The sequence below is a fragment of the Burkholderia sp. 10_S31 genome (assembly GCF_056930375.1).
Genome location: NZ_JBXOWK010000001.1, coordinates 670754 through 696228 on the forward strand (window position 1 = coordinate 670754; position 25475 = coordinate 696228).

General features: G+C 63.1%; 18 protein-coding genes. 9 read left to right on the forward strand and 9 right to left on the reverse strand.

What is annotated here, in order from left to right:
- Positions 1–381 precede the first annotated feature (381 nt).
- Both AC1Z3W_RS03100 and AC1Z3W_RS03105 read left to right on the forward strand, forming a co-directional pair.
- Positions 382–2232 carry a S10 family serine carboxypeptidase-like protein gene (locus AC1Z3W_RS03100; RefSeq protein WP_175825912.1) on the forward strand — a complete coding sequence of 617 codons (1851 nt, stop codon included), beginning with the start codon at positions 382–384 and terminating at the stop codon, positions 2230–2232.
- Positions 2233–2315: 83 nt separating this feature from the next.
- Positions 2316–2705, forward strand: a complete 390-nt coding sequence (locus tag AC1Z3W_RS03105; RefSeq protein WP_244104876.1) for a 2-oxoglutarate dehydrogenase — start codon at positions 2316–2318, stop codon at positions 2703–2705.
- A gap of 186 nt (positions 2706–2891) precedes the next feature.
- Here the strand turns inward: AC1Z3W_RS03105 and AC1Z3W_RS03110 are convergent, their stop codons facing one another.
- The gene (locus AC1Z3W_RS03110; protein WP_244104875.1) at positions 2892–3854 is read right to left on the reverse strand and encodes a helix-turn-helix domain-containing protein; all 963 of its coding nucleotides are present in this window, start codon (positions 3852–3854) and stop codon (positions 2892–2894) included.
- A 293-nt stretch (positions 3855–4147) separates the two neighbouring features.
- On the opposite strand from AC1Z3W_RS03110, the gene AC1Z3W_RS03115 reads away from it, so the two are divergent.
- The 3 genes from AC1Z3W_RS03115 to glyA all read left to right on the forward strand — a co-directional run bounded on the left by AC1Z3W_RS03115 (position 4148) and on the right by glyA (position 7776).
- Positions 4148–5395 carry a D-arabinono-1,4-lactone oxidase gene (locus AC1Z3W_RS03115; RefSeq protein WP_124833912.1) on the forward strand — a complete coding sequence of 416 codons (1248 nt, stop codon included), beginning with the start codon at positions 4148–4150 and terminating at the stop codon, positions 5393–5395.
- 33 nt (positions 5396–5428) lie between these two features.
- Positions 5429–6208 carry an SDR family NAD(P)-dependent oxidoreductase gene (locus AC1Z3W_RS03120; RefSeq protein ID WP_124833911.1) on the forward strand — a complete coding sequence of 260 codons (780 nt, stop codon included), beginning with the start codon at positions 5429–5431 and terminating at the stop codon, positions 6206–6208.
- 320 nt (positions 6209–6528) lie between these two features.
- A complete protein-coding gene (gene glyA, locus AC1Z3W_RS03125) occupies positions 6529–7776 on the forward strand; it encodes a serine hydroxymethyltransferase (protein WP_175825910.1) in 1248 nt (415 codons plus the stop codon).
- Between the two features lie 134 nt (positions 7777–7910).
- Here glyA and AC1Z3W_RS03130 read toward each other — a convergent pair whose 3' ends face one another.
- The 8 genes from AC1Z3W_RS03130 to AC1Z3W_RS03165 all read right to left on the reverse strand — a co-directional run bounded on the left by AC1Z3W_RS03130 (position 7911) and on the right by AC1Z3W_RS03165 (position 20608).
- A complete protein-coding gene (locus AC1Z3W_RS03130) occupies positions 7911–9443 on the reverse strand; it encodes an amino acid permease (protein WP_124835683.1) in 1533 nt (510 codons plus the stop codon).
- Positions 9444–9953: 510 nt separating this feature from the next.
- Positions 9954–11438, reverse strand: coding sequence for an aminotransferase class V-fold PLP-dependent enzyme (locus AC1Z3W_RS03135; protein ID WP_057926395.1), 1485 nt, complete (start codon positions 11436–11438; stop codon positions 9954–9956).
- Positions 11439–11793: 355 nt separating this feature from the next.
- A complete protein-coding gene (locus AC1Z3W_RS03140; protein WP_483506970.1) occupies positions 11794–12108 on the reverse strand; it encodes a TrfB-related DNA-binding protein in 315 nt (104 codons plus the stop codon).
- Between the two features lie 18 nt (positions 12109–12126).
- Positions 12127–12384 carry a PAAR domain-containing protein gene (locus AC1Z3W_RS03145; RefSeq protein WP_082664678.1) on the reverse strand — a complete coding sequence of 86 codons (258 nt, stop codon included), beginning with the start codon at positions 12382–12384 and terminating at the stop codon, positions 12127–12129.
- A 71-nt stretch (positions 12385–12455) separates the two neighbouring features.
- A complete protein-coding gene (locus AC1Z3W_RS03150; protein WP_483506972.1) occupies positions 12456–13799 on the reverse strand; it encodes a virulence factor in 1344 nt (447 codons plus the stop codon).
- Positions 13800–14027: 228 nt separating this feature from the next.
- Positions 14028–15509 (reverse strand): virulence factor, encoded by a 1482-nt coding sequence (locus AC1Z3W_RS03155; protein WP_483506974.1) that lies wholly within the window; start codon positions 15507–15509, stop codon positions 14028–14030.
- Positions 15506–17821 (reverse strand): T6SS effector phospholipase Tle3 domain-containing protein, encoded by a 2316-nt coding sequence (locus AC1Z3W_RS03160; RefSeq protein WP_483506976.1) that lies wholly within the window; start codon positions 17819–17821, stop codon positions 15506–15508. The genes AC1Z3W_RS03155 and AC1Z3W_RS03160 overlap by 4 nt, the downstream gene beginning before the upstream one ends.
- An 18-nt stretch (positions 17822–17839) precedes the next feature.
- A complete protein-coding gene (locus tag AC1Z3W_RS03165) occupies positions 17840–20608 on the reverse strand; it encodes a type VI secretion system Vgr family protein (RefSeq protein WP_483506978.1) in 2769 nt (922 codons plus the stop codon).
- Between the two features lie 860 nt (positions 20609–21468).
- On the opposite strand from AC1Z3W_RS03165, the gene AC1Z3W_RS03170 reads away from it, so the two are divergent.
- From AC1Z3W_RS03170 to AC1Z3W_RS03185, 4 genes are all read left to right on the forward strand, one after another.
- Entirely contained in the window at positions 21469–22719 is a 1251-nt protein-coding gene (locus AC1Z3W_RS03170) for an MFS transporter (RefSeq protein ID WP_057926399.1), read from the forward strand.
- 137 nt (positions 22720–22856) lie between these two features.
- Positions 22857–23786 (forward strand): LysR family transcriptional regulator, encoded by a 930-nt coding sequence (locus AC1Z3W_RS03175; RefSeq protein WP_057926400.1) that lies wholly within the window; start codon positions 22857–22859, stop codon positions 23784–23786.
- A gap of 114 nt (positions 23787–23900) precedes the next feature.
- Entirely contained in the window at positions 23901–24395 is a 495-nt protein-coding gene (locus AC1Z3W_RS03180) for a cupin domain-containing protein (RefSeq protein WP_483506980.1), read from the forward strand.
- A gap of 42 nt (positions 24396–24437) precedes the next feature.
- A complete protein-coding gene (locus AC1Z3W_RS03185) occupies positions 24438–25457 on the forward strand; it encodes a hypothetical protein (protein WP_057926402.1) in 1020 nt (339 codons plus the stop codon).
- The last annotated feature ends 18 nt before the right edge of the window (positions 25458–25475 follow it).

Consider the following 25475-nt stretch of genomic DNA (forward strand, 5'->3'; position numbering starts at 1 on the left):
AATACGAAACGACTAGTACAGCACCAGAAGCGCGAGCGACCGGGTTTTCTTTCAAATTCCAGACACTAATCTTCGTTCGCATCATACGAGATTTTTTAATATCGGAATGATCTTTGACAACGCGGCGCAGCACCACCTATTTTTGTTGTGTCGTAAATTTCGATAATACATAAGTCGTCGAAACTGCAAGGGGGCGGCGTTCTCGCATCATTCTCCGCCAGCAGTTTGCTGTGTCTGTATCAAGTTCAGTCTCTCGAAGAAGTTCAATCCCCAACCGCCGTCTGCCGATCGTGCAACGCGAGTGGCGGGTATGCCTGCGCGTTTTTCGCCGGCGATGGCGGCCTGTGTGAAGCGGTATCAGACCCAACACAAAGGACAGAGATGAAACCAGACAGGAGCAGTACCGGCAGCCGCCGCGAACGTCGCGGCCGGCTGGCCGGGCTAGGCGCATTGACCGTGTTGACCGTGGTGCTCGCGAGCTGCGGCGGCGACGATTCGTCGTCGGTCGGCGCATCGAGCCTCGCGCAGGTCACCGCCAGCCAGCAGGCCGGCGCGCAACAGGCGGCCGGCAATCAGACGCCTGCGGCGAACCAGCCTTACGTCGACCCCGTCGCTTATTCGATGAACGCGACCGACGGCCTCGCGGCCGCGCAGGTGTCGGAGAAAGCCGCGGTGATGCATTACCCGTGGAAATCCGGCGGCTCGACGGTCAACTACACGACGACCACCGGCCACTTGACCGCGCAAGACGCGAACGGCAACGCGGAAGCGTCGATGTCCTATGTCGCGTACACCGCGCCGAGCACGAACGGCAAGCCGCGCCCCGTGACGTTCGTCTATAACGGCGGCCCGGGCTCGTCGTCGATCTGGCTGCGGCTCGGCTCGTTCGCGCCGACGCGCGTCGCGACGCCCGATCCGCTGTTCGGCAACAACTGGCCGAACTATCCGCTCGTCGACAACGCGGAAAGCCTGATCGACACGACCGACCTCGTGTTCATCGACCCGCCGGGAACCGGGCTGTCGGAAGCCGTGTTGCCGAACACCAACCAGAAGTACTGGGGTACCGATGCGGACGTCGACATCATGCGCGACTTCATCCAGCGCTACCTGAACGTCAACAGCCGTGGCACGTCGCCGATCTACCTGTACGGCGAGTCGTACGGCACGCCGCGTACCGACATGCTCGCGCTGGCGCTCGAATCGGCCGGCGTGCACCTGACCGGGATCGTGCTGCAATCGTCGATCCTGAACTACTTCGCGGATGCGGTGGAAGCGGTGGCGATCACGCAGTCGACCGAAGGGCTGCTGCTCGACACCGATACCGTGGCCGGCTACCTGCCCGGCTATGCGGCCGTCGCAGCGTATTTCAACCAGGTGTCGCCGGTGCCGATCAACCCGTATCTGTATGCACTGCAGACCGAACTGTTCACGACGTTGATCTACACCCAGCTGCAGCAGTACTCGCAATCGTGGGTGCTGAGCCAGCTCGGCATTCCGGATGCGCTGGGTACGCCGGTGTTCCCGAGCGACGCGACACTGAAGCTGTGGTCGATTCCGTCGAGCCTCACGCAGCAGGCGCTGCGCGGCTACTTCAACGCGAACCCGTTCGGCACGAGCCTGTTGCCCGGCACGACGATCGGCCGCTACGACGGACGCGTGTCGTTGCCGAACGCCGATCCGCGGCTGCAGACGGACGGCGACCCGTCGGACATCCTGATCTCGCAGCCGTTCACGAACGCGCTTGCGACGCAGATGCCCGACTACCTCGGCTACACCGCGCCGAACGCGACCTACCTGCCGCTGAACGACAACATCATCCAGGTGTGGGACTTCTCGCATGACGGCCAGCCGATGCCCGACACGATCCCCGATCTGCTCGGCGCGCTGCAGCTCAATCCGAAGCTTCACGTGCTCGCGGAAAACGGCCTTCACGATCTGGCAACGCCGTTCTTCAACACGGAGAAGCAGCTCGCGCGGCTGCAGACGGTGAAGGGCCTGAATCCGAAGCTGCAGGTGAACTTCTTCCAGGGCGGACACATGACGTATCTGGATGACGTGGCACGTCCGCAGATGAAACGCGACCTGACGATCTTCTATCAGGGCCGGCGGATTCCGACCGCGCTGACGCTGCGCACGCTGCCGCCGCCGTGGCCGGACGAGAATCCGGCCGGCACGCCGACCGGCAGCGTGCCGGGCGCGACGGCCGCGACGACGCTGGCAGCGGCACCGTAACCAACGGACTCCTCTTGAAGAGGAACCCTCTATTCATCCATTGAATGCGAGTGATCATGTCTCCAATCAATCTGATGCGGCGTATGTCTCCGTTGATCGTCCTCGGTGCCGTGATGAGCAGCGCCTACGCATTGCCGCCGCAGGCGGTGGCGCCGGTGAGGCTGCCGCACGGTGGGCACGGCGTCGACGGTCCGTTCTTTCCTTCGACTCGCGCGGCGCCGGTCCTGCCGTCGACCGGCGCGACGCTGCAGCAGCAGGCGCAGAAGCGCGTCGATGCCCGGCTCGGCGGCAATACGGTGCTGCGCAACGGCGCGGCCGTGACGAAAGCGCAGGCGCAAAGCAGCGGGCTCGGGTTCGTCGCGAAGCACTTCGACGAGATCGATGCGAAACACACCGGCCGCGTGACGATGAGCGACGTGCGGCAGTTCATCCAGCAGCGGCAGGTGCAGGCGCAGCAGGAACAGCAGGAGTGACAGTGCAGCGAGATCGTGCGTAGGCGGACGGTGCCGGTCGGGTGCCGTCCGTCCGCCTGTGGCGACCCGTTTTTCAACCTGCCGCGGCGCACGTTCGGCCGCGGCTTTCTTCAACGAAGCAGCGAAGTTCGGCACGCACGCCGATCACGCGCAGCCGTGCCTCACGCAACGTGGCACGATCGACGCTCAGGCTTCCCGGTGCGCGTAGCGCCTCGCCGTCGCCGACGGTAGCTCGCCGAACATCGCGCGATAGTCCTGCGCGAAACTGCTCAGATGCCAGAAGCCCCACTTCGTCGCAGCGGACGTAACCGACTCGCCGAGCCGCAGCTCGCGGCGCGCGTGATTCAACCGCACGGCGCGCAGGTACGCGATCGGATTCAGGTTGAGCGTGTCGTTGAACGCGTATTGCGCGGTACGCCGGCTGATGCCGAGCTGCACGCACAGTTCGGCGATCGACAGCGGGCACGTCGACGCATCCTGCAGCCGCTCCTGCACCGCGTTGACGAGCGACCAGTACTTCGTCGAGCGCGACGCGAATGCATCCGCGTCCGGTGCGGGCACCGTCATTGCTTCGGAAATCGCATACAGCACGGTCCGCTCGAGCAGTCCGATCCGGTCCTGCGTCGTCACGTCCTCGACCGGCGTGCTTTTCGCGGCCGCGGCCATCGTGTGGCGCAGCAGGTCGCGCAGGCGGTCCGCGACCTGGGCCGTCATCGGGATCAGCGGCGCGAAGGTGCGCGCCCGCAGCGATGCGGCGCGCCTGCGCATCGCTTCGGTCGACAGCTTGTCGGGCTCGATCTCGACGTTCACGAGCACGTGGCGGTCAGGTGAATAGAACTCGAACGCCGGCTGGCTCGAGAACACGTGCAGGCTGTCGCGGCTGCTCTTCTCGCCGCACATCCGCGCATGGCCTTCGAGTTCCAGCGGCACGGCCACCGCGATGCGGTCCGACGGCACCGCGCCCTGCTGCAGGATCACCTTGTCGAGATCCTCGACCAGCAGCCGGATGCCGCCGAGCGACACGATGGACGACGAACCGTGAAACAGGCCGCCCGAGATCTGCGTGTAGTTGAGATCCCAGCCGTCGAAGATCCGCGCCTGTTCCTCCACGTCGGTGAACGCGCAGAACGCCACCGTTCGTGCGAACAACGGGGCGCCGGACAAATCGCTCGGATCGGCAGACGGCGTCATCGGGTCGGGAGGGGGTGGGCCGGATCGATTCATTGTAGCCGCTCGACGAGCCGGTCAAAAAGCCCCGGCGGCCCGATTCCCCGTGGAAACCCTCGCTTGCCGAAATCCGATAGTGAAAAACCGGCCGGCGAAATACCTTTGTGACGAACACGACGCATCGCGCCGGCGCCGCGAGCCTTCCGCTTCGTTGCCGGCCGAACCGAACACGGCTGCCGGCGCGGGACGGCCGGCGCACTTCTGGAGAGACGTTGATGGCGCTTCCACGTGGCGGATTCTGGCGGAACTGGGTAGGCAATCAGTCGTGCGTGGCCGCGCACATGGCGTCGCCGACCAGCGAGGCGGAGATTGCCGAGCTGGTGCATGCCGCGACGAGCCAGGGCAAGAACGTCCGATGCGCGGGATCGGGACATTCGTTCACGCCGGTCGTCGCGACGAGCGGCCTGCTGCTGTCGTTGAAGGATTACCAGGGCATCGTCGCGGTCGACGAACGGCAGAAGCGCGTCACGGTGAAGGCCGGCACGCGGATCAACGCGGTGACGCGCCACCTGAAGGATATCGGCTTCTCGCTCGTCAACCAGGGCGACATCGATTCGCAGGCCATTGCCGGTGCGTTGGCGACGGGCACGCACGGCACGGGGACGACGCTCGGCAACCTGTCGTCGCAGGTCGTCGGGATGCGGATCGTTCGCCCCGACGGCTCGATCATGGAAGTGAGCGACACGCATGATCTCGACCTGCTGCACGCGACGCAGGTGAATATCGGCATGTTCGGCGTGGTCTCGGAACTGACGCTGCAGGTGACCGACGCGTTCTGGCTGCACGACCGCGTGTGGCGTGAGGACTTCGAAGCGTTGATGGAAAAATACGACGACCTCGCGGCGAAGCATCGGCATTTCGGTTTCTTCTGGTGCCCGACGTCCGAAAGCCGTCACCTGTACTGCCTGCCCGACACCACCCGGGTGTCGAATGCGAAGAAGGACTACGACGTGTGCGAAATCAAGGTGATGGACATCACCGACTCGCGCACGTTCCACGAAGGCGAGCACGAGAAGATCGCATACAGCGCCGAGGTCTATGCGATCGACTATGTCGCGAATTTCCACGAGCTCGAATACGCGGTGCCTGCCGAGCACGGCAAGGAAGCGCTGCGCCGCGTGCGCGACCTGATCCTCACGAAGCACCAGGACTGCATCTTCCCGGTCGAATACCGCTTCACGAAGGGCGATCCCGCGTGGATCAGCCCGTTCAACCATCAGGATAGCGTAACCATCTCGTGCTCGGGCGGTCCGAACGGCGTCGACTACTGGCCGTTCCTGAAGGACGTCGACGACATCCTGCGCGACTACGGTTCGCGTCCGCACTGGGGCAAGCTGCATTTCACGAACCGCGACGACGTGGACCGCTGGTTCCCGAAGGCCGAAGCGTTCCGCGAACTGCGCCGCAACGTGGACCCCGAAGGCCATTTCCTCAACGATCATCTTCGGACGCTGTTCAGCTGAGCGGTCCGAACGAACCAGACTGGAGAACGACGAATGAATGCCAAGATTGACGGCCGCCTGGCGGGCAAGGTCGCCATCGTGAGCGGCGGCGCGGGCGGGTGCGGCGCCGCCGCGTCCGAACTGTTCGCCGCGCAGGGCGCGAAGGTGGCGATCGTCGACCGCGACGGCGCCGCCGCCGAAACGCTCGCGTCGCGGCTGCGCGATGCCGGCTTGCAGGCGATCGGCCTCGGCGCCGACGTGTCGAAGCAGGCGGACGTGCAGCAGGCGGTCGACGCGGCGCGCAAGCACTACGGCAATGCCGACATCCTGTTCAATCATGCGGGCACGCTGATCGTCAAACCATTCCTCGACATCGAGGAGTCGGAATGGGACTGGCTGATGGGCGTGAACGTGAAGAGCATGTTCCTGATGACGAAGGCCGTGCTGCCGCAGATGCTCGAAAAGGGGCGCGGCAGCATCGTCTGTACGTCGTCGATCTCGGCCGTCTGCGCGACGCCGGGCGAAGTGCTATACGACGCGACCAAGGGCGCGTGCCACATGTTCGCGCGGGCGATCGCCGTCGAATACCGCGACCGCGGCATCCGCTGCAACGCGCTGGCGCCGGGTTTCATCCGCACGCCACACGGAATGCGCGAGCTGAAGGATCTGCAGGCGATGGGCGTCGATGCGACCGAAGCGGCTATTGCAGTGCAGCAAGGCCGGCTGTGCGAGCCGTCGGAAGTAGCCGCGGCCGCGCTGTTCCTCGCGTCTGACGAATCGAGCTTCGTGAGCGGCACCCATCTGTTCGTCGACAACTGTTTCTCCGCTGTTTAGGCCCCCATATTCGCAAGAAGCCGCGGGTCAGGCACGGCCTTTCCAGGAGCGGCAGATTCCGTCGAAGGTTCCGCAGCGATGCGGACCTTCGATTTTTTTTGCCCGGGCCGCTGCGCGATGTGTCCTAGCGGATTGTCGTAATCCTTCTATCTGAACGAATTTGCGTCTGCTGGAATGGCAATGACGAGTAACCGTTCAGCCGGCATCGCGGGGCGGCATGGTTGTCGACGTCATCGGGCGCCGTCCGGCGCTCGGCTTCGCGGGTCCGGGCAAGTCCGGCATACCAGGGTCAATCCATCACTCTCTTTCGATCAATCATCATGTTCAATCGCACTACCAGCACCGTCGCCAACGTCGATCCGGAACTCTGGACTGCCATTCAGGACGAGAACCGCCGCCAGGAAGATCACATCGAGCTGATTGCGTCGGAAAACTACACGAGCCCGGCCGTGATGGCCGCACAGGGCTCGCAGCTCACGAACAAGTACGCGGAAGGTTACCCGGGCAAGCGCTACTACGGCGGCTGTGAATACGTCGACGTGGTCGAGCAACTGGCGATCGACCGCGTGAAGCAGCTGTTCGGCGCGGAAGCCGCGAACGTGCAGCCGAACTCGGGTTCGCAGGCGAACCAGGGCGTGTTCTTCGCGATGCTCAAGCCGGGCGACACGATCATGGGGCTGAGCCTCGCGCACGGCGGTCACCTGACGCACGGCTCGCCGGTGAACATGTCGGGCAAGTGGTTCAACGTGGTGAGCTACGGTCTGAACGAAAACGAAGACATCGACTACGACGCAGCCGAGAAGCTGGCAAACGAACACAAGCCGAAGCTGATCGTCGCGGGTGCATCGGCATTCGCGCTGAAGATCGACTTCGAGCGTCTGGCGAAGATCGCGAAGTCGGTGGGTGCGTACCTGATGGTCGACATGGCGCACTACGCGGGCCTGATCGCCGCGGGCGTGTACCCGAACCCGGTGCCGCATGCTGATTTCGTGACGACGACGACGCACAAGAGCCTGCGCGGCCCGCGCGGCGGCGTGATCCTGATGAAGTCGGAATACGAGAAGCCGATCAATTCGGCGATCTTCCCGGGCATCCAGGGTGGCCCGCTGATGCACGTGATCGCGGCGAAGGCCGTGGCGTTCAAGGAAGCGCTGTCGCCGGAGTTCAAGGAGTATCAGCAGAAGGTGGTCGAGAACGCACGCGTGCTGGCTGAAACGCTGGTCAAGCGCGGCCTGCGCATCGTGTCGGGCCGCACCGAAAGCCACGTGATGCTGGTGGACCTGCGCGCGAAGAACATCACGGGCAAGGCAGCGGAAGCGGCGCTGGGTGCTGCGCACATCACGGTGAACAAGAACGCGATCCCGAACGATCCGGAAAAGCCGTTCGTGACGAGCGGCATCCGCCTGGGTTCGCCGGCGATGACGACGCGCGGCTTCGGCCCGGCGGAAGCCGAGAAGGTCGGCAACCTGATCGCCGACGTGCTGGAAGCGCCGGAAGATGCCGCGACGATCGAGCGCGTGCGCGGGCTCGTCGCAGAGCTGACGCAGCGTTTCCCGGTCTACGGCTAAGGTGATGTGATCGGGTTCAACTGCCGATGCGGTTGGACCTCGTGCAGTCCGAAGCGATGTAAAAAAATCTGGCTCGCAGTATATGCGAGCCGGATTTTTTTCGCTGTGTGCGAGCGGATGTCGCTTTACACGCTTCACACCGACGGATCGACGTTGGCCTCGAGTTCGCGAATGCGCTCGTCGTTGCGCGTGTCCTTGAGCACCGGCGGCCCCGCGAACGAATTGCGCACGCCGAAGCCGTACCAGATCACCATCAGCACGACCACGAACGCAACCAGCACGTAGAGCACTTTCTCGTTCGGTGGCTGGATGCCGACGTAGGCGAGCACGCAGGCGCCCACCAGCGCGAGCAACGCGCACGGCTTCGACCAGATGCCCAGCTGGAACGGGCCCTTTTCGGTCCACGTGCGCCCTTCGGCCAACATCCCCGAGCCGATCGGCATCGCATACGAGATGAACAGGAACACCGCGCTGCCCGCGCTCAGTACCGAGAACGCGTCGCCGTACAGCGTGACGACGATCGCGAGCACCGCGCAGGTCCAGATCGCGGGGCCGGGCGTCCGATGGTTGTGATTCACGCTGCGCAGCAGCTTCGACGCCGGCAGCCCGCCGTCGCGCGCGAATGCATACATCATTCGCGACGTCGACATGATCGCGGCGAGCCCGCACACGTAGTTGATGAAGAACATCGCGAGTTCGAGGCACACGCGCAAGGTCTTCGGGATCGGCGCGAGGATGGCCTCGAAGAAGCCGGTGCCCTGTTTCATCGCGGCGGTCAGGTCGGGCATGACCAGCACGAACGTGCACACCATCACGTAGCCGAACACCGCGGACCAGAACACCGAGCCGATGATGCCGCGCGGCACGTTTTTCGCCGCGTCGTGCGTCTCCTCCGACGTGTGCGCGGACGCGTCGAAGCCCGTGATCGTGTAGGTCACCAGCAGCAGGCCGGACAGGAACGCGAGCGGCGTGGCCTGTTTCGGCCAGGCGCCGCCGTCGACGCCCGTGAAGTTGGTGAAGGTGACGAGCCGGTGCAGGTCGAACGCGACCGGCGAGTAGACCAGCAGCGACACGACCAGCGCGATCGTCACGACGAAGATCAGGTAGCCGGACAGGTCGGTGATCTTGCTCGCAATCTTGATGCCGCGTGCGTTCAGGATTGCCTGCGAAATGGTGATGAACGCGATGAACGCAGTCTGGTGCCACCACGTCAGGCTGTCCGGACTGACGCCGAACATCGGGGCGATCAGCGTCTTGAAGAACGGATCGTAGGTGCCGAAGTTGATTGCCGCGATCACGAAGATCAGGCCGATCAGGTTGAGCCACGCCGTCATCCACCCCCATTTCTTCCCGCCGAGCATGGCGCCCCAGTGATAGAGGCCGCCGGCGGTCGGAAACGCGGACGCGATCTGAGACATCGATACCGCGACGATCAGCGCGAACAGCGAGCCGAGCGGCCAGCCGAGACCGATCGATGCGCCGCCGGCCGCGGAAAACGCGAGCTGAAACGCGGTGATGCCGCCTGACAGAATGCAGATCACCGAAAACGACACGGCGAAGTTCGAGAAGCCGTTCATGCGTCTCGAGAGCTCCTGCGCGTATCCCATCTTGTGGAGGAGGCTTACGTCACTGTCGGTGCCTGAATCAGGCTGGATTTTTGCATCCATATTTGCTCCGTCACGAATGTCCTGCATGGCAGGACCGTCATCGCCGCCCGGGCCCGGCGCTGGCGCCCGCTCCTGGAATTCGTCGGTGGCACGCGATGCCATGCAGGGATGACAGTCGCTTTCCGGTCCGATGCGGGAACGGTATGAAGCCAAATCTCGCGGCGCTATCGGATTTCGGCAAGGCAGTCGAAACGCCGGATGCATGCACCGTTCGGGGGCATTGCATGCCGGTTTGCGTTTTTGTAAGAAATCCGGAGGAGTCGGGGATGACTCGTGCTTGCCGAAATGCGATAGCTGGAGAAAGGGCGTGTGACCGCGAGCGTTGATCACCTGCTCGACGCGTTTGCTGCGGAGGAAAGTCTGCACGTGCCGCTGAAGGCGCTGGATGCGTACGGCGCGTGATGGTTGCGGAGGGTTTCGCTTGAGGGTGTCGCCGCCCGCGCGGTCACGCGTCGAAGTGTCGGCTTCGTGCGCGAACGCGGGTGGCGCTTCGTTACGTGCGTGTCGCGCTCAGGCCGTCGCGGTTCGCCGCGCCGTCAGCCGATTCCACAGCATCCCGGAGCGGCTCCCGCTTCGGCAATAGGCAAGCACGGGCTTCGGCAGCGCATCGACCAGTGCGCCGAACGCGTCGACTTCCGCATCGCCGATCCGATCGCGTTCGACCGGCAGATAGCGTGCGTCGAGGCCGAGTTCGCGCGCAGCCGCAGCGATCTCGTCGAATGCCGGTTGATCGGCGCCTTCGCCGTCCGGCCGGTTGCAGATCACCGCGCGAAAGCCCGCATTGCGGATCGCCTTCAGGTCTGCCGGCGTGATCTGTCGCGACGCGGTGAAGCCGGTCGCTGCCGCGGCCCGGCATTGCTCGAGCGCGCGGGCGAAACACGCGATCGCGAAATCGACGTCCTGCTCGGTCGTGAAGCGGCCGAAGCTGATGCGCACCGTGCGGCCCGCGGCTTGTTCATCGAGGCCGATCGCGGTCAGCACGTGGGACGGCGCGCCGCTGGTCGAGTTGCATGCGGACGTCGACGACACGGCGAGCGAATCGCCGAGCATGAACGGGAAGAAGCCCGGCGCGTTCACCGTGAGGCTCAACGTGTGCGGGATGCGGCGCGCCGCTGCCGCGTTATGCGTGATGTCGCCGAGCGCGAGCAGCGCGTCCTTCAGGCGCGCACTGAGGGCGGCGATCCGCACGGCTTCACGCTCGAGCTTGTCGGCCGCCAGTTCGCATGCGGTGCCCATCCCGACGATCTGATGCGTCGCGAGCGTGCCCGAGCGCAGGCCGCGCTCGTGTCCGCCGCCGTGAATCTGCGGCGCGATGCGATCGGCGATGTCGCGGCGCACGAACAGCGCGCCGATGCCTTTCGGACCATATACCTTGTGCGCGGACATCGACAGCAGGTCGATGCCGAGCGCGCGCACGTCGATCGGCGTCTTGCCGAGCGCCTGCGCGGCGTCGACGTGCAGCAGCGCGCCGGCCGCGTGCACGATGCGCGAGATCGCGCCGATGTCGGTCAGCGTGCCGAGTTCGTTGTTGACGAGCATCAGCGACACGAGGCCCGTATCGGGGCCGATCGCCGCGGCGACTGCGTCGACGGTGATTTCGCCGTCGGCGGTGGGCGTCAGGTAGGTTGCCGTCATCCCGCGCTTCGACAGGTTCGCCATCGTGTCGAGGATGGCCTTGTGTTCGAGGCGGCTCGTGATCAGGTGGCGCTTGTCGGTCGCGGTCTCCGCGTAGCCCTTCAGCGCGAGGTTGTTCGATTCGGTGGCGCCCGACGTCCAGACGATCTCGTCGGCATCCGCGCCGATCAGCGCGGCGACCTGCGCGCGCGCGTGCTCGACTTTTTCCTTCGCGAGCCGGCCGGCGGCGTGCGAACTCGATGCGGGATTGCCGAAGATGCCGTCGGCACCGAGGCAGGCCGTCATCGCTTCGATCACGCGGGGATCCGCCGGGGTGGTGGCTGCGTAGTCGAGGTAGTGCAGCGGGGTGGTATCGCTCATGTCCTTCTCTGGCTCTTTCTCTTCGGAATGGGAGAAATGATACGAGGGAGGGCGGGGAAAAAGGATCCAAAGTTGGCTGGCAATGCCGCTTGATGTGGAATCGTGTTTTGCATGAATGCGTCTATGGGGAATTTATTTCTGTTTGACGCCGGCCGGGCATGGTGGCGGCCCGGTCATGCGGATGCTCGCGTGACCGGCGTACGCACGCCGACGCAGCGTTCGGGGTTACGCGGCGGGATCGTGAATGCGGTCGTCGCGTATCGAGGAGACGAACGACATCGGCGGGTAGCGAGGTGGCGACTTGTCCGATCTGGCACGCACTGAACGCCAGTGAACGCCCCGAAGCACGAGCCGGTCAGGTCATCTTGTCCTGGTCCGGATGATTCGATAAACGATGTGCGTCCTGCACCCATGCGTGCAGCGCGTGCTCGTATTTCGCCGGGATCGTAATCGTGAGCGTGATGAGATGGGTGGCATTGCCGGGTAGCTGGAGATACCGTTGCCAGGCTTTTCGTACGAGTTGCGACATCGCGGAGCGCGTCATGCCGAGTTCGGCGGCCAGTGCCCGTTGTGGTCGTCCCTTCACGAAAATCTCGTGCAAGGCCCACTGGTTCAAGGGTTTGATCCGCGTATCCTGCATCCGCAGCAGACGAAATTGTTCGGCGGTCATGCGTCGTGTCTTCAGCATTCAAGGCCGCCCCGAAGTCGGAAGGGAAGAAATCAGCAGCGCGCCGCATGAAGTCTCGTGACCGTCGAACGCGGCCGCTTGGCCTTCGACGTTGAATGAAGCGTCACCTTTGGCAATCGTGCAGGTGCCGTGAACCGGACACGAACACACGTCGCCGATGCGGGCGACCGCGCGTCCCATGACCGTGCTTGTCGCGGCTCCGGATTCGACCCGGCCGCCGTGGGTATGTTTGTCGCCTACCCGGATAATTCCTCGCATATGTCGCATCCTTCTGAACGATTCGCGCGGTGGTCACGTTGGTACGCAACGCGCCACTGCGCGGGTTTGCATCACCATGAATAGCCCTGCATGCCGTAATCGGTATCGTGTCGACGGCCCCACCACGGCAGGTAGGCGTTGTTGCCGCCGCGTGCGCGGAACCAGTCTTTGGTTGGGTCGATCGGCGTGAGATTCGACGGCGGCATGACGACAACCGCGACGGGGTGGTCAGGGTCGGTCGTGCCGGCGACGAGTGCGTTGCCACCGAAGTGATTGATTCGGCCGATTGCGAGCGCGACGTCGGTCAGTGCGCTGCCGGTCCCCATGTCGCCGAGTAGGGCGGCCGTGTTGAAGGTCTGCTTCCGGTGGTCGTATTCGGGGAGGGTTTCGGTCAGGGTCTGTGCGAGCGCGACAAGACGTGATGACGCTGCATCGCTGCCGTTGCCGGCGTCGTGGACGATGTAACTCAGGTCGGTGACCGCGACGCCGGCGTTGCGTGCCGCTTGGTCGATGGTTGCTTTCCACGCCTGCACGGTGCGTGTCGTGCCGACCTTTGGCGAAAAATCGTGCGTGTTGCCCGTTGCGGCCTTGCCGATCCAGGCGAGCGGTTCGCGCTGCGTGTTGAAGTTCGGGCCGGCGAGGAACAGCACGACGAGGTTTTCGTTGATTTGTGCGTCGGTAGGCGGGAAGTTCGGTGCGTCCCAGTTCATCGCCCACACGGTCTTGTCGGGGTTTGCCTGCAAGTAGTCCAATGCGTTGTTCAGCGATGTAAAGCCGGCATTCGCGCCGCCTTGCGTGATCTGAACATCAGGGGGCGTGTCGCGGCTCCAAAGCGTCTTGGGCGACGGCGGACCGATCTCGAAGAAATTCATCATCCGATCGACCATGCGCGATTTGGCAAAGGCAGGATCAAGTCGAGGCGGAACAGCAATTTCTACGTGTATGCCGGCGAGTTCGCGCCAGTCACGCTGGCGATCGGGGCTCACTGTATAGAAATACATCGCGTTGCTGAAGTAGCGGGAGCGTAGCAGTAAGATGAATTTATCAATGTACTTGGCGTAGAAACCGTTGAAGGTTTCCGTTCCGCGATTGCCGTACACCAACGCACCAATCGACCGAAGCGCCGAATATTTCTCGGGCTTCGTACGCACCATGTCATCGTTCTTGTTCGGGGCGGCAAACCCTTGCGCCCACAACAACTGCCATTCAGTCGGATAGTCCATACGTTGCAACGGATTCAACCACATCAGACCAACGATCTGCGCGACGAACGGCTTCGCCGGCTCTTCGTTTGTTGGTGTTGCATTCTCTGCACGCTCAATGACAGGCGCGGCTTGTGCCGGATGCATCATGGCCGTGGTGAATAGAAACACCATGAGTGCAGTCAAGCCGGGTACGACAATGAATCGTTTCATCCAATCTCCTATTTCCAAATGGACCGGGTCGGGTTGCTCTACGTGAGCCGTCAGTGTGGCCATGAGCACGCTGATGATCAGCGATGCCGAAACGGGGATGGCGGCACATCTCGGTCATGTGACGATCGGTGCTTTCAAATTACATCGCCGACCTCGATCTGGCCTTGACTCTGCATGAGCCGTGCAGCGGGCTCGCTTGCATGCAACGTGCCACCGCACCGGCTTGCGTCACCACGAATAACCCTGCATGCCGTAATCGGTATCGTGTCGACGTCCCCACCACGGCAGGTAGGCGTTGTTGCCGCCGCGTGCGCGGAACCAGTCTTTGGTCGGATCGATCGGCGTGAGATTCGACGGCGGCATGACGACGACTGCGATGGGGTGGTCAGGGTCGGTCGTGCCGGCGACGAGTGCATTGCCACCGAAGTGATTGATTCGGCCGATTGCGAGCGCGACGTCGGTCAATGCGCTGCCGGTTCCCATGTCGCCGAGTAGGGCGGCCGTGTTGAAGGTCTGCTTCCGGTGGTCGTATTCGGGGAGGGTTTCGGTCAGGGTCTGTGCGAGCGCGACAAGACGTGATGACGCTGCATCGCTGCCGTTGCCTGCGTCGTGGACGATGTAACTCAGGTCAGTGACCGCGACACCGGCATTGCGTGCTGCTTGGTCGATGGTTTCCTTCCACGCCTGCACGGCACGCGTCGTGCCGACCTTCGGCGAAAAGTCGTGCGTGTTACCTGTTGCGGCTTTGCCGATCCAGGCGAGCGGCTCGCGCTCGGTGTTGAAGTTCGGGCCGGCGAGGAACAGCACGACAAGGTTTTCGTTGATCTGTGCGTCGGTAGGCGGGAAGTTCGGTGCGTCCCAGTTCATCGCCCACACGGTCTTGTCGGGGTTTGCCTGCAAGTAGTCCAATGCGTTGTTCAGCGATGTAAAGCCGGCATTCGCGCCTCCTTGCGTGATCTGAACATCAGGGGGCGTGTCGCGGCTCCACATCGATGTAAAGTATGGATTTCCTATAAAGAAAGTTTCTTGGATCGACTTTTTAAGATAGTCGTGGGCGATAATTGAGTCGAGGCGATCGGAAACGGCACTCTCAATGTGAATCCCGGCGAGTTCACGCCAATCCTGTGGACTATCTGGCTTTACAGAATAGAAGTACTTCGCATTTTTCGCGTAGCGACCACTCATCAGACGGGGGAACTTCTCGACGTACTTGTGATAAAAACCCTTGAAAGTTTCTTTCCCACGATTGCCATACACCAACGCTCCAATCGACTGAAGCGTCGCAAACGACTTCGGATCAGTGCGTACCATGTCGTCGTCTTTGTTTGGCACGGCAAGCCCCTGCGTCCACAATAATTGCCATTCGGTCGGGTAGTCCATCCGTTGTAGTGGGTTCAACCAAATCATGCCGACAACCTGAGCGACGAACGGCTTCGCCGGCTCTTCGGCTGTTGGCGCTGCATTCTCTGCACGCTCCAGAACAGGCGTGGCTTGTGCAGGACGTGTGATGGCCGTGGTGAACAGAAACACTATGAATGCAGCCAGGCCAGGAACGACAACGAATCGCTTCATCCAATCTCCCATTTCCAAATGCGCCAGGTCGGGTTGTTCTACGTGCGCCATCAGCGTGGCCATGAGTACAGTGACGATCAGCCATACCGAAATGGCGATGGAGACACGTCGCGGCCATGTAGATATCAGCGTCTTCATGCGACACCCCCGACCTTCAAATAGAGCTGACCTTCACGCTCATCCAATATCGCGGCCGGCATGTTGCCTTCGTTATTCTCGGCACGTACCCACTCCTGCATTGGCATACCGTCGATTGCACCGTCGGAAAAATACTTTCCATATTTCTTGTTTGGATGATCATCGGGAATCCCATCCCCCATCCTCCAATCCGCCTCAATGCGCAAGTCGTAGAGTTGTTCGGGCGTCAGGTAGCACAGGCCCACGGCGACGTCATACGCAAGCGCCTTCTCGGCATGCTCGGGGTTGGTCATCGTCGTCGAATGGTTGGTCGGGCTGTTGGTCGCGCCGCGATCGAGCCAATCGACAATCTGCTTGTCGCGCCATTCCTTGTAGCCATCCGGCATCGAGCTTTTACCGTCCTCGCCGATTACATGGCCGTCGCTATCGAGCCATTCCGTGTTCAGCGTTCGACGCGCCTCCATCCGCATCAGCGCGCGATCCTCATAACGCTGCCCGGCCTCGGTTTCCGCAGTACCTTGCGCTGCACTATCTGCGTTCTTTGCCTTGTACTGGTCGTAGGGATCGTCGGCCCGCTTATCTGCATCGGCCTTGCTCGCATCGCGCCATGCGGCTGGCGGGTCGTTACCTTCGTTGAAGTCGCTTACCGCGTCACCGTCCTTTGTTTCGACCGGCTTACCGAATCGCAACGATTTCGGCGGGAACGGATCATCAAGTGCCGGAGCATCCGCCACTACGGTCCAGCCCTTCGGCGGATCGGCGTTCACGCGGAGCATGTTCAGCGCCGAACTGATTCCGGTCACGACGAACATGAGCGGCGCAGTCACAAGCGTCGCCGCCATCCCGAGAACAGATTCATTCCCTTTGATCGCGCCAATGAGATTGAACTTGGCGGGCGGCGATGGCGGATACCAGAACCCCGGCTTCACTCCTTGCTTGCCGTGCCGCCAGTCATCTTCCCAATACCGATAGGGCTTCTGCACGCCGACCGGAAAACCTGATGCGAAGACCCGCTGCGTCAGGATGCCTGCCGCACCGATATCGTCGAGTTCGTGCTTGCTGATCCCGCGCCAGCCGATACCTTGAACCGTCACCGCCGAAATCACCTGATCGTGCGGACAGCAATACGCGGTAACGCGGCCATACGTCGACCCATTCAAGCCGTGCCGCTCGCGATCCTCTTGGGTCGCATAAGACCGGTTGCTCGTTGGAGATACCCGCTTGTTTTCCATGTCTTCATCGATCTTGTCGGCGGGCAGTTCGTGTGTTTTGCGAGCGCCGATGATCGATAAGAATTTGCCGAAGGTTTTCGTGCGCGCGGCATAGGTCTGCCGTCCGCGCTGGCCGCTCGCGTCTTTCGTCGCGCGTTGCGACCATGTGTCCATGAACGTGTCGGATTTGTACGGACCGTCCGCATTCGCCAGGCTATAAGGCGCATTCGCCAGCACGTAGGCGTCTGCCACGCAATGGCCGGTGCGTCCCCACGGATCTTCGACATCAGGGAAGGCGTCGCCGAAGAAAGCCGCTGTCAGGCCGACGATGTTGCCCTGGCTGTGACACACGACGGTAATGGGTACATCGGCCTGCATGCGGCGAATCGACTCGATCAGCCTGGCGAGGCGCAATGCGGCGAGCACGCCATATGCACGGGGCGGTGCGCGATACAGCGGCCGATTGGTCGGATTGATGCCCTGCACGGTCATCCATCCCATCGTTCGATCGTCCAGACCGCCGTGCCAGAGATCGGGCAGGCTTGCACAGCCGTTCGTAAACGGGCCGCCGCCCCAATAGTCCTTCTCGTTCAGAAAGATCTTGTCGCCGTATTCCTTCAGTTCGGCCGCCGTCGCTCGATAACCCCACCGGAAATGAATCACGGGCGAGAACGACGGGTCGGGCCTGACGTAGTTGTTCGCAAGCAGCTTCGGATTTAGGAACCCATCCGGCGTCACGCTTTCCGTGTACTTCGTGGGCGTCAACTGCCCGGCGTCTATGCCGTGATACATCATTTGATCGTTCAGACGCCCGAGCCGGCGATTCAGACCTTTGCACAGCCCATCCTCCGTCGCGTCGAACCACTCGCCTTCGGAGTTCACGCCATGAACGAAGATCACAATGCCGGGCAAGGGCATCTGCTTGAGGCAGATGAGTCGTACGCCTTTCGTGAACATCGTCACACCTTCGCCGCGGCCGACGATGATCGGCGGCGGTTCAGGGCGCGGCGCGGCCGCATCAGGTGATGTATCGGCTCTCGCGCCGGGTTCGTCGGTGGGCGCATCCGTTCCTGCTCGCGGATCGACAAATGAATCTGTCATCTAAACTCCTGCGTATTCCTATACGTTCTTCTTGATGAACTGCACCGCCAGCCTCTCGAACTGATCGGTATCGACGGCCGGCAGTTCGCCCGCCGCGTCGGCAGTCAAGTTCGACAGCGCACCGGAAGCCTTTTGAATCTGCCCGTCGAATCCTGGAGCCGCGTTGCCGTCCGAGGAGCGAATCAGCTTCGGCACGCGATCAAGTGCGTCCTGGCCGAACGACGGCATATCCACACTCATGCTGGCGGGACCATCCCAGGCATGACCGGCCGATTTCACCGTGAAAGTGCCGGGGCATCCCAGCTCGATATCGCCACCGTGCAGCTTGAGATATGCGCCGCCAGACGTAACGAGCACGACTTCATCACTCGCGGTGCCGACCAGCTTTCCCCCCGCCGCAGTCAATTGAATGTCTTTCGCCGACTCGACCTGCGTGTCGTCGTTCTGCGACTGGATCGAGACCTTCCCATGGTTCGCGATCGCCGACACGCCGTCGCCGTGCGCAAACATCGCGACGCCGCGGCCGGCATGCAGGTTGATGCGCTCGCCGCTGGTGACTTGCACGTGTTGCTGCGCGATCTGATCGATGTTCTCGCCCGCATACATGACGTGCGTTTTGGGGGTGACGTTGAGCGATCCGGACTGCGCGCCGAACGCCATCAACGCAGGCGCATCGTCGGCCGTGCCGGCTTGTGTACGACCGGGCGTCCAGTTGCGGAATGCACTGGCGACGTTGTCCTGACCGCCGGTGTCGGCAGACCGCCCGCCATGCTGTCCGGCATAGTCGCCAAGCGATTTGAAGAGTTCGGTGCACTGATCGAGCAGGCGAATCAGCTCATCGCGATCGAGCTGAGCCCCGGTGGCCCGTGTGCGCGCATAGGTCGACAGCAAGATGCCGCGGGCGGCGCGCAACGCCGCGGCGGCATCGGTGCGCAGCTCCGCGCCTTCGCCGCGACCCTCCCCACGTCCGTTTTCCCGCGGCTGGGTCAGATACCCGAGATTCAATTCGGTATGCGCATGTTCGCTCGTCAACTGCGCCGAGATTTGCGACGGCGTATCGTCCAGACGAAGCTGGTTATAACGCCTGCCGTTGATTTCCTTGGTCTTGATGCCGGAGAGGAACCGGTTGCCGGGAAGCGTGCCTTTATGGCTGAAGGTCGCGGGCGGATTCGCGCCGTTGCTCAAGACGCCGATGATGACCAACCGGTCCGGATCGCCCGACAGACATCCCAGCAGCACTTCCATACCGACGCGGGGCAGGAAGAGCGTGCCGAAGTTGCCGCCCGCGAGGCTGGCCCCGACGCGAATCGGCGCACTATCGCCAGCCCGCCCGTTCGTTCCGGCGCCTTGCGCGTGCGCATGGTCCTCGGGATCGAAGCCGTGGATTCGCACGCGTACGCGGCCGGCCTCGTCGCAAAACACTTCCTCTCCCTGCGTGCCGACGATCGTACCGGTCAGCAGGTGAGCCGGTGGCACATCGACGGTCGGATCGTAGGCAGGCTTGAGCGGCACGCCGCGCCGCACGCACGTGAATCGGTTCTCATAGCGCGTGTCCGTTTGTTCGGAGACGTCGGCAGGCATCGACGGAGCGGTGTCGCCCAGGTTCCGGCTCGCCGCGAACAACCCGTTCACGCGACCCGCCAGATGCTTCGGCAGGTTGTTCCAGATATCGTGTCGAACCGACGTGACGACAAACTGGCGTCGATCGACCGGCTTCATATCCAGTTCGGGGTCGCCCGTCAGCGTGAACCAGTGACCGACCGGCAAATCGCGCACGCTGCCGATGCCGTCGTAACGTTCGGCTTCGAACTGGTGAGCCAGTATCCGGTCGCGCGTGATGCGATTGTGATCGTTCCACGAATCGGCGACGTGCGGGATGTCGATCGCGACGTCGGTCAGCAGGCGCGCAAGATCGTTTCCCGACGCGCCCTGGTCGATACCGGTGACGGCCGTGGAATCGTCCATGCGGGCCGTCTTGTAATCCCAGGACGGACGGCGGACCTTGCCGGACGACAGGCTCTGGCGGTGCGCAAAGAGCGTGACCGTGTCGCGCTGCGCGGCCCCGGCGTCGCGAGGGTGAAGACGCAGGGCGCCGGCCGGTGCCTCCGTCAGGCGATGCGGGTCATCGCAAAATACGAGCGTATGAATCGGTTGCTCGTCGGCCGCGGCGCGCGTTGCTGCGACCGGCTCGGCCTTCGCGAAAACCGTGACGCCTTCCCGACGCAGCAGACGCCGGATGAAGCGTGCGTCCGACTCGTTGACCTGCCGCGTGAGTTCGCGCACCGGATAGCGATCGGCCTGCAATGCCGACAGGTCGAAATCGAATGCGCGTGCGAGTGCGGGGCTGCGCTGCTTCCACTCGTTCATCAGCGTCGCGAGAATCTCCGTCACGCTGCGCGATCGGAACACGCGGGCGTTCTTGCGGCGATCCATCAACGACAGGGCGTCGCACACGTGCAATTGATAGAGGGTCAGCTCGCCGTCGGATTGGCCGGTCCGCACTTCGCACACGATCGCATTGATCGCTCGCACGCTGCCCCGATCGGTCGTCAGCCGGACCGACACGGGCAGCCCGAGAAACAACGCGGGCGACAGATGATCGTGGGTGGACACACAGGTCAGCTGCCCGTCGATTCCGGACATCAGCCCTTCGTGGATATCGGCGTGATGGAGCGCCAGCAGATGGCCGACTGCGCGTTGCGCTCGCCCGAAATGGAGATCGACTGGCCGCGTGTTCCCTTCAATCAGACCAGACGCAAAATTACGGAACGTTTTTGCTATCGACATCACCCTAATCTCATTGATTCTGTTCTAAGTTCTGATTTGTCTGAAATTGAATCTCGGTGTGGTTATGGGCGGGAATCCGCTAAATTTCGCGGCGAAGATTAGCAAATTTATCTGGTGGGATAAATGTATTTTTATTTTGAGATTGTGTGATTTTCCTTTAAGAAACAGTATTTTGCTTTTGTTGTGATCGATTTGTTTTGAGAAAAATCTTATGTTTGGATGTGGAGGGTGTCGCCCGGACGATTATTCGGTGATTTGTCGGGCGGTGATGGTGGGTTTTTGTCCGGTTGAAAGAAGAGGGGATTTTTAAAAACCCGATTTGTCCTGCATGGAAACGGACGGCTGCGTGTTGCAGTATCGGAAAAAATGCGAACGGAATCGCACGCGTGTCTGCTCCGGGCACATCAAGGTGTCCCTGATTTTTCCTGTCGAAGGGAAGGAAGGGAAGGACTCGGCCCCGTTGCACCGTCGTGTGGTGCAGGGTGGCCGCGTGCATGAAGCGCCAGAACGGGGCCGTGCGCGAGAACGCATGATGTCTATGAGGGATTCCCCCGTGGCGCGCGAATGAGCGTCGCGTCGATCCCTTGGCCATTCGCCCGGCGCCTTCCCACCGACGCTTCGCGCCTGCCGCCGCCGATTATTTGCGTTTCGCGAATGGCGCGTTCGCCGGTTGTTCCATACCCGATCTGCATCCGTGCACCTATCGTTCGGGCGTCGGCTGATTGAATTCGACGCCTGCAACCGGAAAGGCGGCCGCCACTTCCTCGCGACTCGCGTCGCATCGCACACCAAGATAACGGACCTGGCTTCATGCACGGACGCTCCGGCGCGTGCAGACGGACCAATCCACGGAGACAGACATGAAAGCAAACGAGTGGGATACCTCCTATGAGTGGAAGGCGGTGACGCTGCTGGCGCTCGGTTTCGGGCTGGTCGGCCTCGACCGCTGGCTCATCGCGCCGCTGTTCCCTTCGATCATGAAGGACCTGCACCTGACCGCGCAGGACGTCGGCAACTGCATCGGCGTGCTCGGCCTGTCATGGGGCATCTTCGCGGCACTGATGGGCGGTATCTCCGACAAGGTCGGCCGCCGCAAGGTCCTGATCCCCGCCATCGTCGCGTTCTCGCTGCTGTCCGGCTTCTCGGGGCTCGCGGGCGGGCTGCTCGGCCTGATCGCGATCCGCGGGCTGATGGGCGTCGCCGAAGGCTCGTTCTGCCCGACCAGCTTCGCGGCGACCGCCGATGCGTCGCATCCGCGGCGGCGCGGCCTGAACCTCGGGCTGCAGCAAAGCGGCTTCGCGCTGTTCGGGCTGGCGCTGTCGCCGATCATCGCGACCCAGCTGCTCAACGTCGTGTCGTGGCGCTGGGTGTTCGCGCTCGTGGCCATTCCCGGGCTGATCCTCGGCGCGATCATGTTCTTCGTGATCCGCGAGCCGAAGCGCGCGACGGAGGTCGTGTCGGAACACGCGCCGGCTTCGCTCGGCCATGTGCTCAAGAGCCGCAACATCCTCGTCGCGATGGCTGCGCTCTGTTGCGCGATGACCGGCGTGTTCGTGCTCGGCGCGCTGCTGCCGCTGTACCTGACGGATTACCTGTCGCTCGGCACGCAGAAGATGGGCCTCGTCGTGTCGGCGATCGGCTTCGGCGGCTTTCTCGGGCAGTTCGGGCTGCCGGGTCTGTCCGACCTGGTAGGCCGCCGACTCGCGAGCATCGTGGGCTTCGCCGGCACGGCGGTGATGCTCTACATTTTCCGCGGTCTCGGCCCGCAGCCGGTCGTACTGTTCGTCGTCCTGTTCGTCGCGTCGTTCTTCACGCTCGGGCTGGTGTCGCTGCTGTCGGGCCCGGTGGCGACCGAAGCCGCGCCCGTCGGCCTCGTTTCGACGTCGATCGGCGTGGTGGTCGGTTGCGGCGAGATCTTCGGCGGCGGCATCGCGCCGGCAATGGGCGGCTACGTCGCCGCGCACTTCGGGATCCAGAACATTCTGTGGCTGCCGATGGGTGCGGTGCTGCTCGGCATCGTGGTCAGCATGCTGCTGCGCGAAACCGCGCCGGCCGTGCTGCAGCGTCGCGTGGGCGTGCAGCCGGAGTTGACGGTGGGCAAGCAGCCGTAACGAGCCGCACGGCCATGCCCGCGCCCGGCGGCTGCGAGATTGACACCTGGCGGGTGACAGTGTGACGCTTGGCGCTTGACCCAACCGGCCGGCAGGTGCGGTTAGACTGGCAGTTTCGCTTTCGGGAAAGGCGCGGTATGGACCGGTTTCTGAGCATCGAGGCATTCGTCAGGGTCGCGGAGGCGAGCAGTTTCGCGGAAGCAGCGCGACAGCTTGGGGTCACCAGTTCGGTCGTGACGAACCGGATCCAGCAACTGGAGAAGTTCGTCAACGCGCCGCTGTTCCATCGCAGCACGCGCCACGTGCGGCTGTCCGAAGTGGGCGAGACCTTCTACCGCGAGTGCGCCGAGGTGGTGGGGCGCGTCAACGAGCTGACCGACCAGATGCGCGAGCTGCGCGCGACACCGACCGGGCGGCTGCGCATCCAGATGCTGCCCGGTTTCGCGCTCGATCACTTCGGCGTGCCGCTCGCCGAATTCAATCGGCGCTACCCGGGCATCCAGTTCGACATCATCGTCAATGACCGTGTCGTGGACCCTGTCGAAGAAGGGTTCGACATCGCGTTCCAGATCTTCCCGCCGATTTCCGAGTCGCTGATCGAGCGGCGACTGTTCGTGGTCCGACGCCTCTTCTGCGCGTCGCCCGCCTACCTCGAAGCGCATGGTGCGCCACAGCATCCGCGCGAATTGCTGCAGCACACCACGGCGCTGTATTCGGGTTATCCATCGCGCAACCGCTGGACGATGACGCGCGGCGACGAGGTCGTCGAAATGGAGTTGCCCGGCATGATCCGCTCGAACTCCGTGCATCTGCTGCGCGAGTACGCACTGACGGGCGGCGGCGTCGTGTGCCTGCCCACGCTGGTCGCGAGCGATGCGCTCGTCGCGGGCCGGCTGGTGCCCATCCTCACCGACTTCCAGATCGCGCCGCTGAGCTTCGCCGCCGTCTATCCCGCAACGCAGCGACAGGCGTTGAAGGTGAAGGCGCTGGTCGAATTCCTCGCCGAATACATCGGCGACGAGTCGCCGTGGGACCGTCCGCTGCTGGAGCGCGGCTGGGTCCGCTGAGCCGGTCGATTATTCGCGAAACGCAAATGCCGTAGTCGCGGTCCGTTGCCTTGTTCAGGGGCGCCCTTGCCCCTAGAGTTGAATCCAACAAGCAGTTCAACTCAGGAGACAGCAATGACCGACACGGCCTTCCACACCGTCTTTGGCTCGCTCGACGGCTACACCAAGGGCGAGATCGAAATCACCAGCGGCAGCGCGCAGCACTACGCCTTCTCGAATGTGTTCGAGGTGGCATCGAAGTCGGCCCCTTATGAAAAGGTCGTCGCCGGCAAGAACCTCGAATACGTGATCGAAGTACTGCGAACCGACGGCCTGTCGCCGTGGTTTGCGTGCGCGCACGACGAGTTCGCGATCCAGATGGATGGCGAAGTCCGCATCGAATTCATCAAGCTCGACAACCCGCCGACCACCGGCCGCGGCACCGTGAGCGCCGGCACGCAGCCGGCGGGCCGCGAGATGGGCTACGTCGTCCTGCGCAAGGGGCACCAGGCATTGCTGCCGGCCGGCTGCGCGTATCGCTTCGCCGCCGGCAAGCCGGGCGTCGCGCTCGTGCAGACCGTGCTCGGCGAGCTGTCCGTCGAGAAGTGGGCCGACATCTGTCTGCACTGACCCATCCGACCGCCCCGATTCGACTATTCCAGGAGACACGATATGGCCACCCTCGAGACCCTCGACCTTTCCGCAGGCTTTGCCGCCGATCTGGTGCAAGCCACGCAAGCCGATGCCGTCACCGGCTACCGCCGCTTCCAGCTCGGCGCGTTCGCGTTCCAGCGCGACGAATACTTCGTGAAGATCAGCTGGCCGGCGAAAGGCCAGACGCGCACGCATGCGATGCCCGCGGACGCGTTCCTGCGCGCGATGATGCGCGACGTTGCGTGGGGCTTCTTCTACGGCTGGGTGAACTTCGATCACGTGTTCGGCACGCGCAATCACTACGGCAAGGTCGACGTCTATGCGGGCACGTTCAACGGAATCCTGAAGGAAGCCGGCGTCGACTACACCGAGACGTTCGAAACGCCGACGATCATGGCGACCTTCAAGGCGATGCTGCACGACTGGACCAACGAAGGCTTCGATCCGTTCGCGGCGCCCGAGGAAACCGGCACCGCATTCGGTCGCAAGCATGGCGAGAACGGCGCGGCGATCGAGCGCACGCGCATCGCGACGCGCCGCATGCCGGGCCTCGAAGGCGACTCGCCGCTGCGCGACGAGCTGCCGGTGAACCGCGCGTTCCTCGACGTCGGCCAGGACGAGCCGGAAGTGCATGTGAAGCCGGGTTTCGAAGGCGAGCTGCATGCGTTCAACCTGTTCAAGTACCTGTCGCGCTCGGACGTGACGTGGAATCCGTCGGTCACGTCCGTGTGCGGGCGCAGCCTGTTCTGCCCGACCACCGAGGAATTCATCCTGCCGGTGTTCCACGGCAACGACCGCGTCGAATGGTTCCTGCAACTGTCCGACGAAATCGTGTGGGACATCGGCGACAAGAACACCGGTGCGCCGCGTGCGCGCATCACGATGCGGGCCGGCGACATCTGCGCGATGCCCGCCGACATCCGGCACCAGGGCTACTCGACGAAGCGTTCGATGCTGCTCGTCTGGGAAAACGCGACGCCGGACCTTCCGCAACGCTACGAGAGCGGCGAGCTTGCGCCGTATCCGATCGAGTTCTAAGCAGCGCATGCGCACACA

Bases quoted from the DNA above. Each gene is read 5' to 3' on its own strand.
- AC1Z3W_RS03100 (WP_175825912.1), top strand. From the start codon at position 382: ATGAAACCAGACAGGAGCAGTACCGGCAGCCGCCGCGAACGTCGCGGC.
- AC1Z3W_RS03105 (WP_244104876.1), top strand. From the start codon at position 2,316: ATGTCTCCGTTGATCGTCCTCGGTGCCGTGATGAGCAGCGCCTACGCA.
- AC1Z3W_RS03115 (WP_124833912.1), top strand. From the start codon at position 4,148: ATGGCGCTTCCACGTGGCGGATTCTGGCGGAACTGGGTAGGCAATCAG.
- AC1Z3W_RS03120 (WP_124833911.1), top strand. From the start codon at position 5,429: ATGAATGCCAAGATTGACGGCCGCCTGGCGGGCAAGGTCGCCATCGTG.
- glyA (WP_175825910.1), top strand. From the start codon at position 6,529: ATGTTCAATCGCACTACCAGCACCGTCGCCAACGTCGATCCGGAACTC.
- AC1Z3W_RS03130 (WP_124835683.1), bottom strand. From the start codon at position 9,443: ATGGATGCAAAAATCCAGCCTGATTCAGGCACCGACAGTGACGTAAGC.
- AC1Z3W_RS03135 (WP_057926395.1), bottom strand. From the start codon at position 11,438: ATGAGCGATACCACCCCGCTGCACTACCTCGACTACGCAGCCACCACC.
- AC1Z3W_RS03140 (WP_483506970.1), bottom strand. From the start codon at position 12,108: ATGACCGCCGAACAATTTCGTCTGCTGCGGATGCAGGATACGCGGATC.
- AC1Z3W_RS03145 (WP_082664678.1), bottom strand. From the start codon at position 12,384: ATGCGAGGAATTATCCGGGTAGGCGACAAACATACCCACGGCGGCCGG.
- AC1Z3W_RS03150 (WP_483506972.1), bottom strand. From the start codon at position 13,799: ATGAAACGATTCATTGTCGTACCCGGCTTGACTGCACTCATGGTGTTT.
- AC1Z3W_RS03155 (WP_483506974.1), bottom strand. From the start codon at position 15,509: ATGAAGACGCTGATATCTACATGGCCGCGACGTGTCTCCATCGCCATT.
- AC1Z3W_RS03160 (WP_483506976.1), bottom strand. From the start codon at position 17,821: ATGACAGATTCATTTGTCGATCCGCGAGCAGGAACGGATGCGCCCACC.
- AC1Z3W_RS03165 (WP_483506978.1), bottom strand. From the start codon at position 20,608: ATGTCGATAGCAAAAACGTTCCGTAATTTTGCGTCTGGTCTGATTGAA.
- AC1Z3W_RS03170 (WP_057926399.1), top strand. From the start codon at position 21,469: ATGAAAGCAAACGAGTGGGATACCTCCTATGAGTGGAAGGCGGTGACG.
- AC1Z3W_RS03175 (WP_057926400.1), top strand. From the start codon at position 22,857: ATGGACCGGTTTCTGAGCATCGAGGCATTCGTCAGGGTCGCGGAGGCG.
- AC1Z3W_RS03180 (WP_483506980.1), top strand. From the start codon at position 23,901: ATGACCGACACGGCCTTCCACACCGTCTTTGGCTCGCTCGACGGCTAC.
- AC1Z3W_RS03185 (WP_057926402.1), top strand. From the start codon at position 24,438: ATGGCCACCCTCGAGACCCTCGACCTTTCCGCAGGCTTTGCCGCCGAT.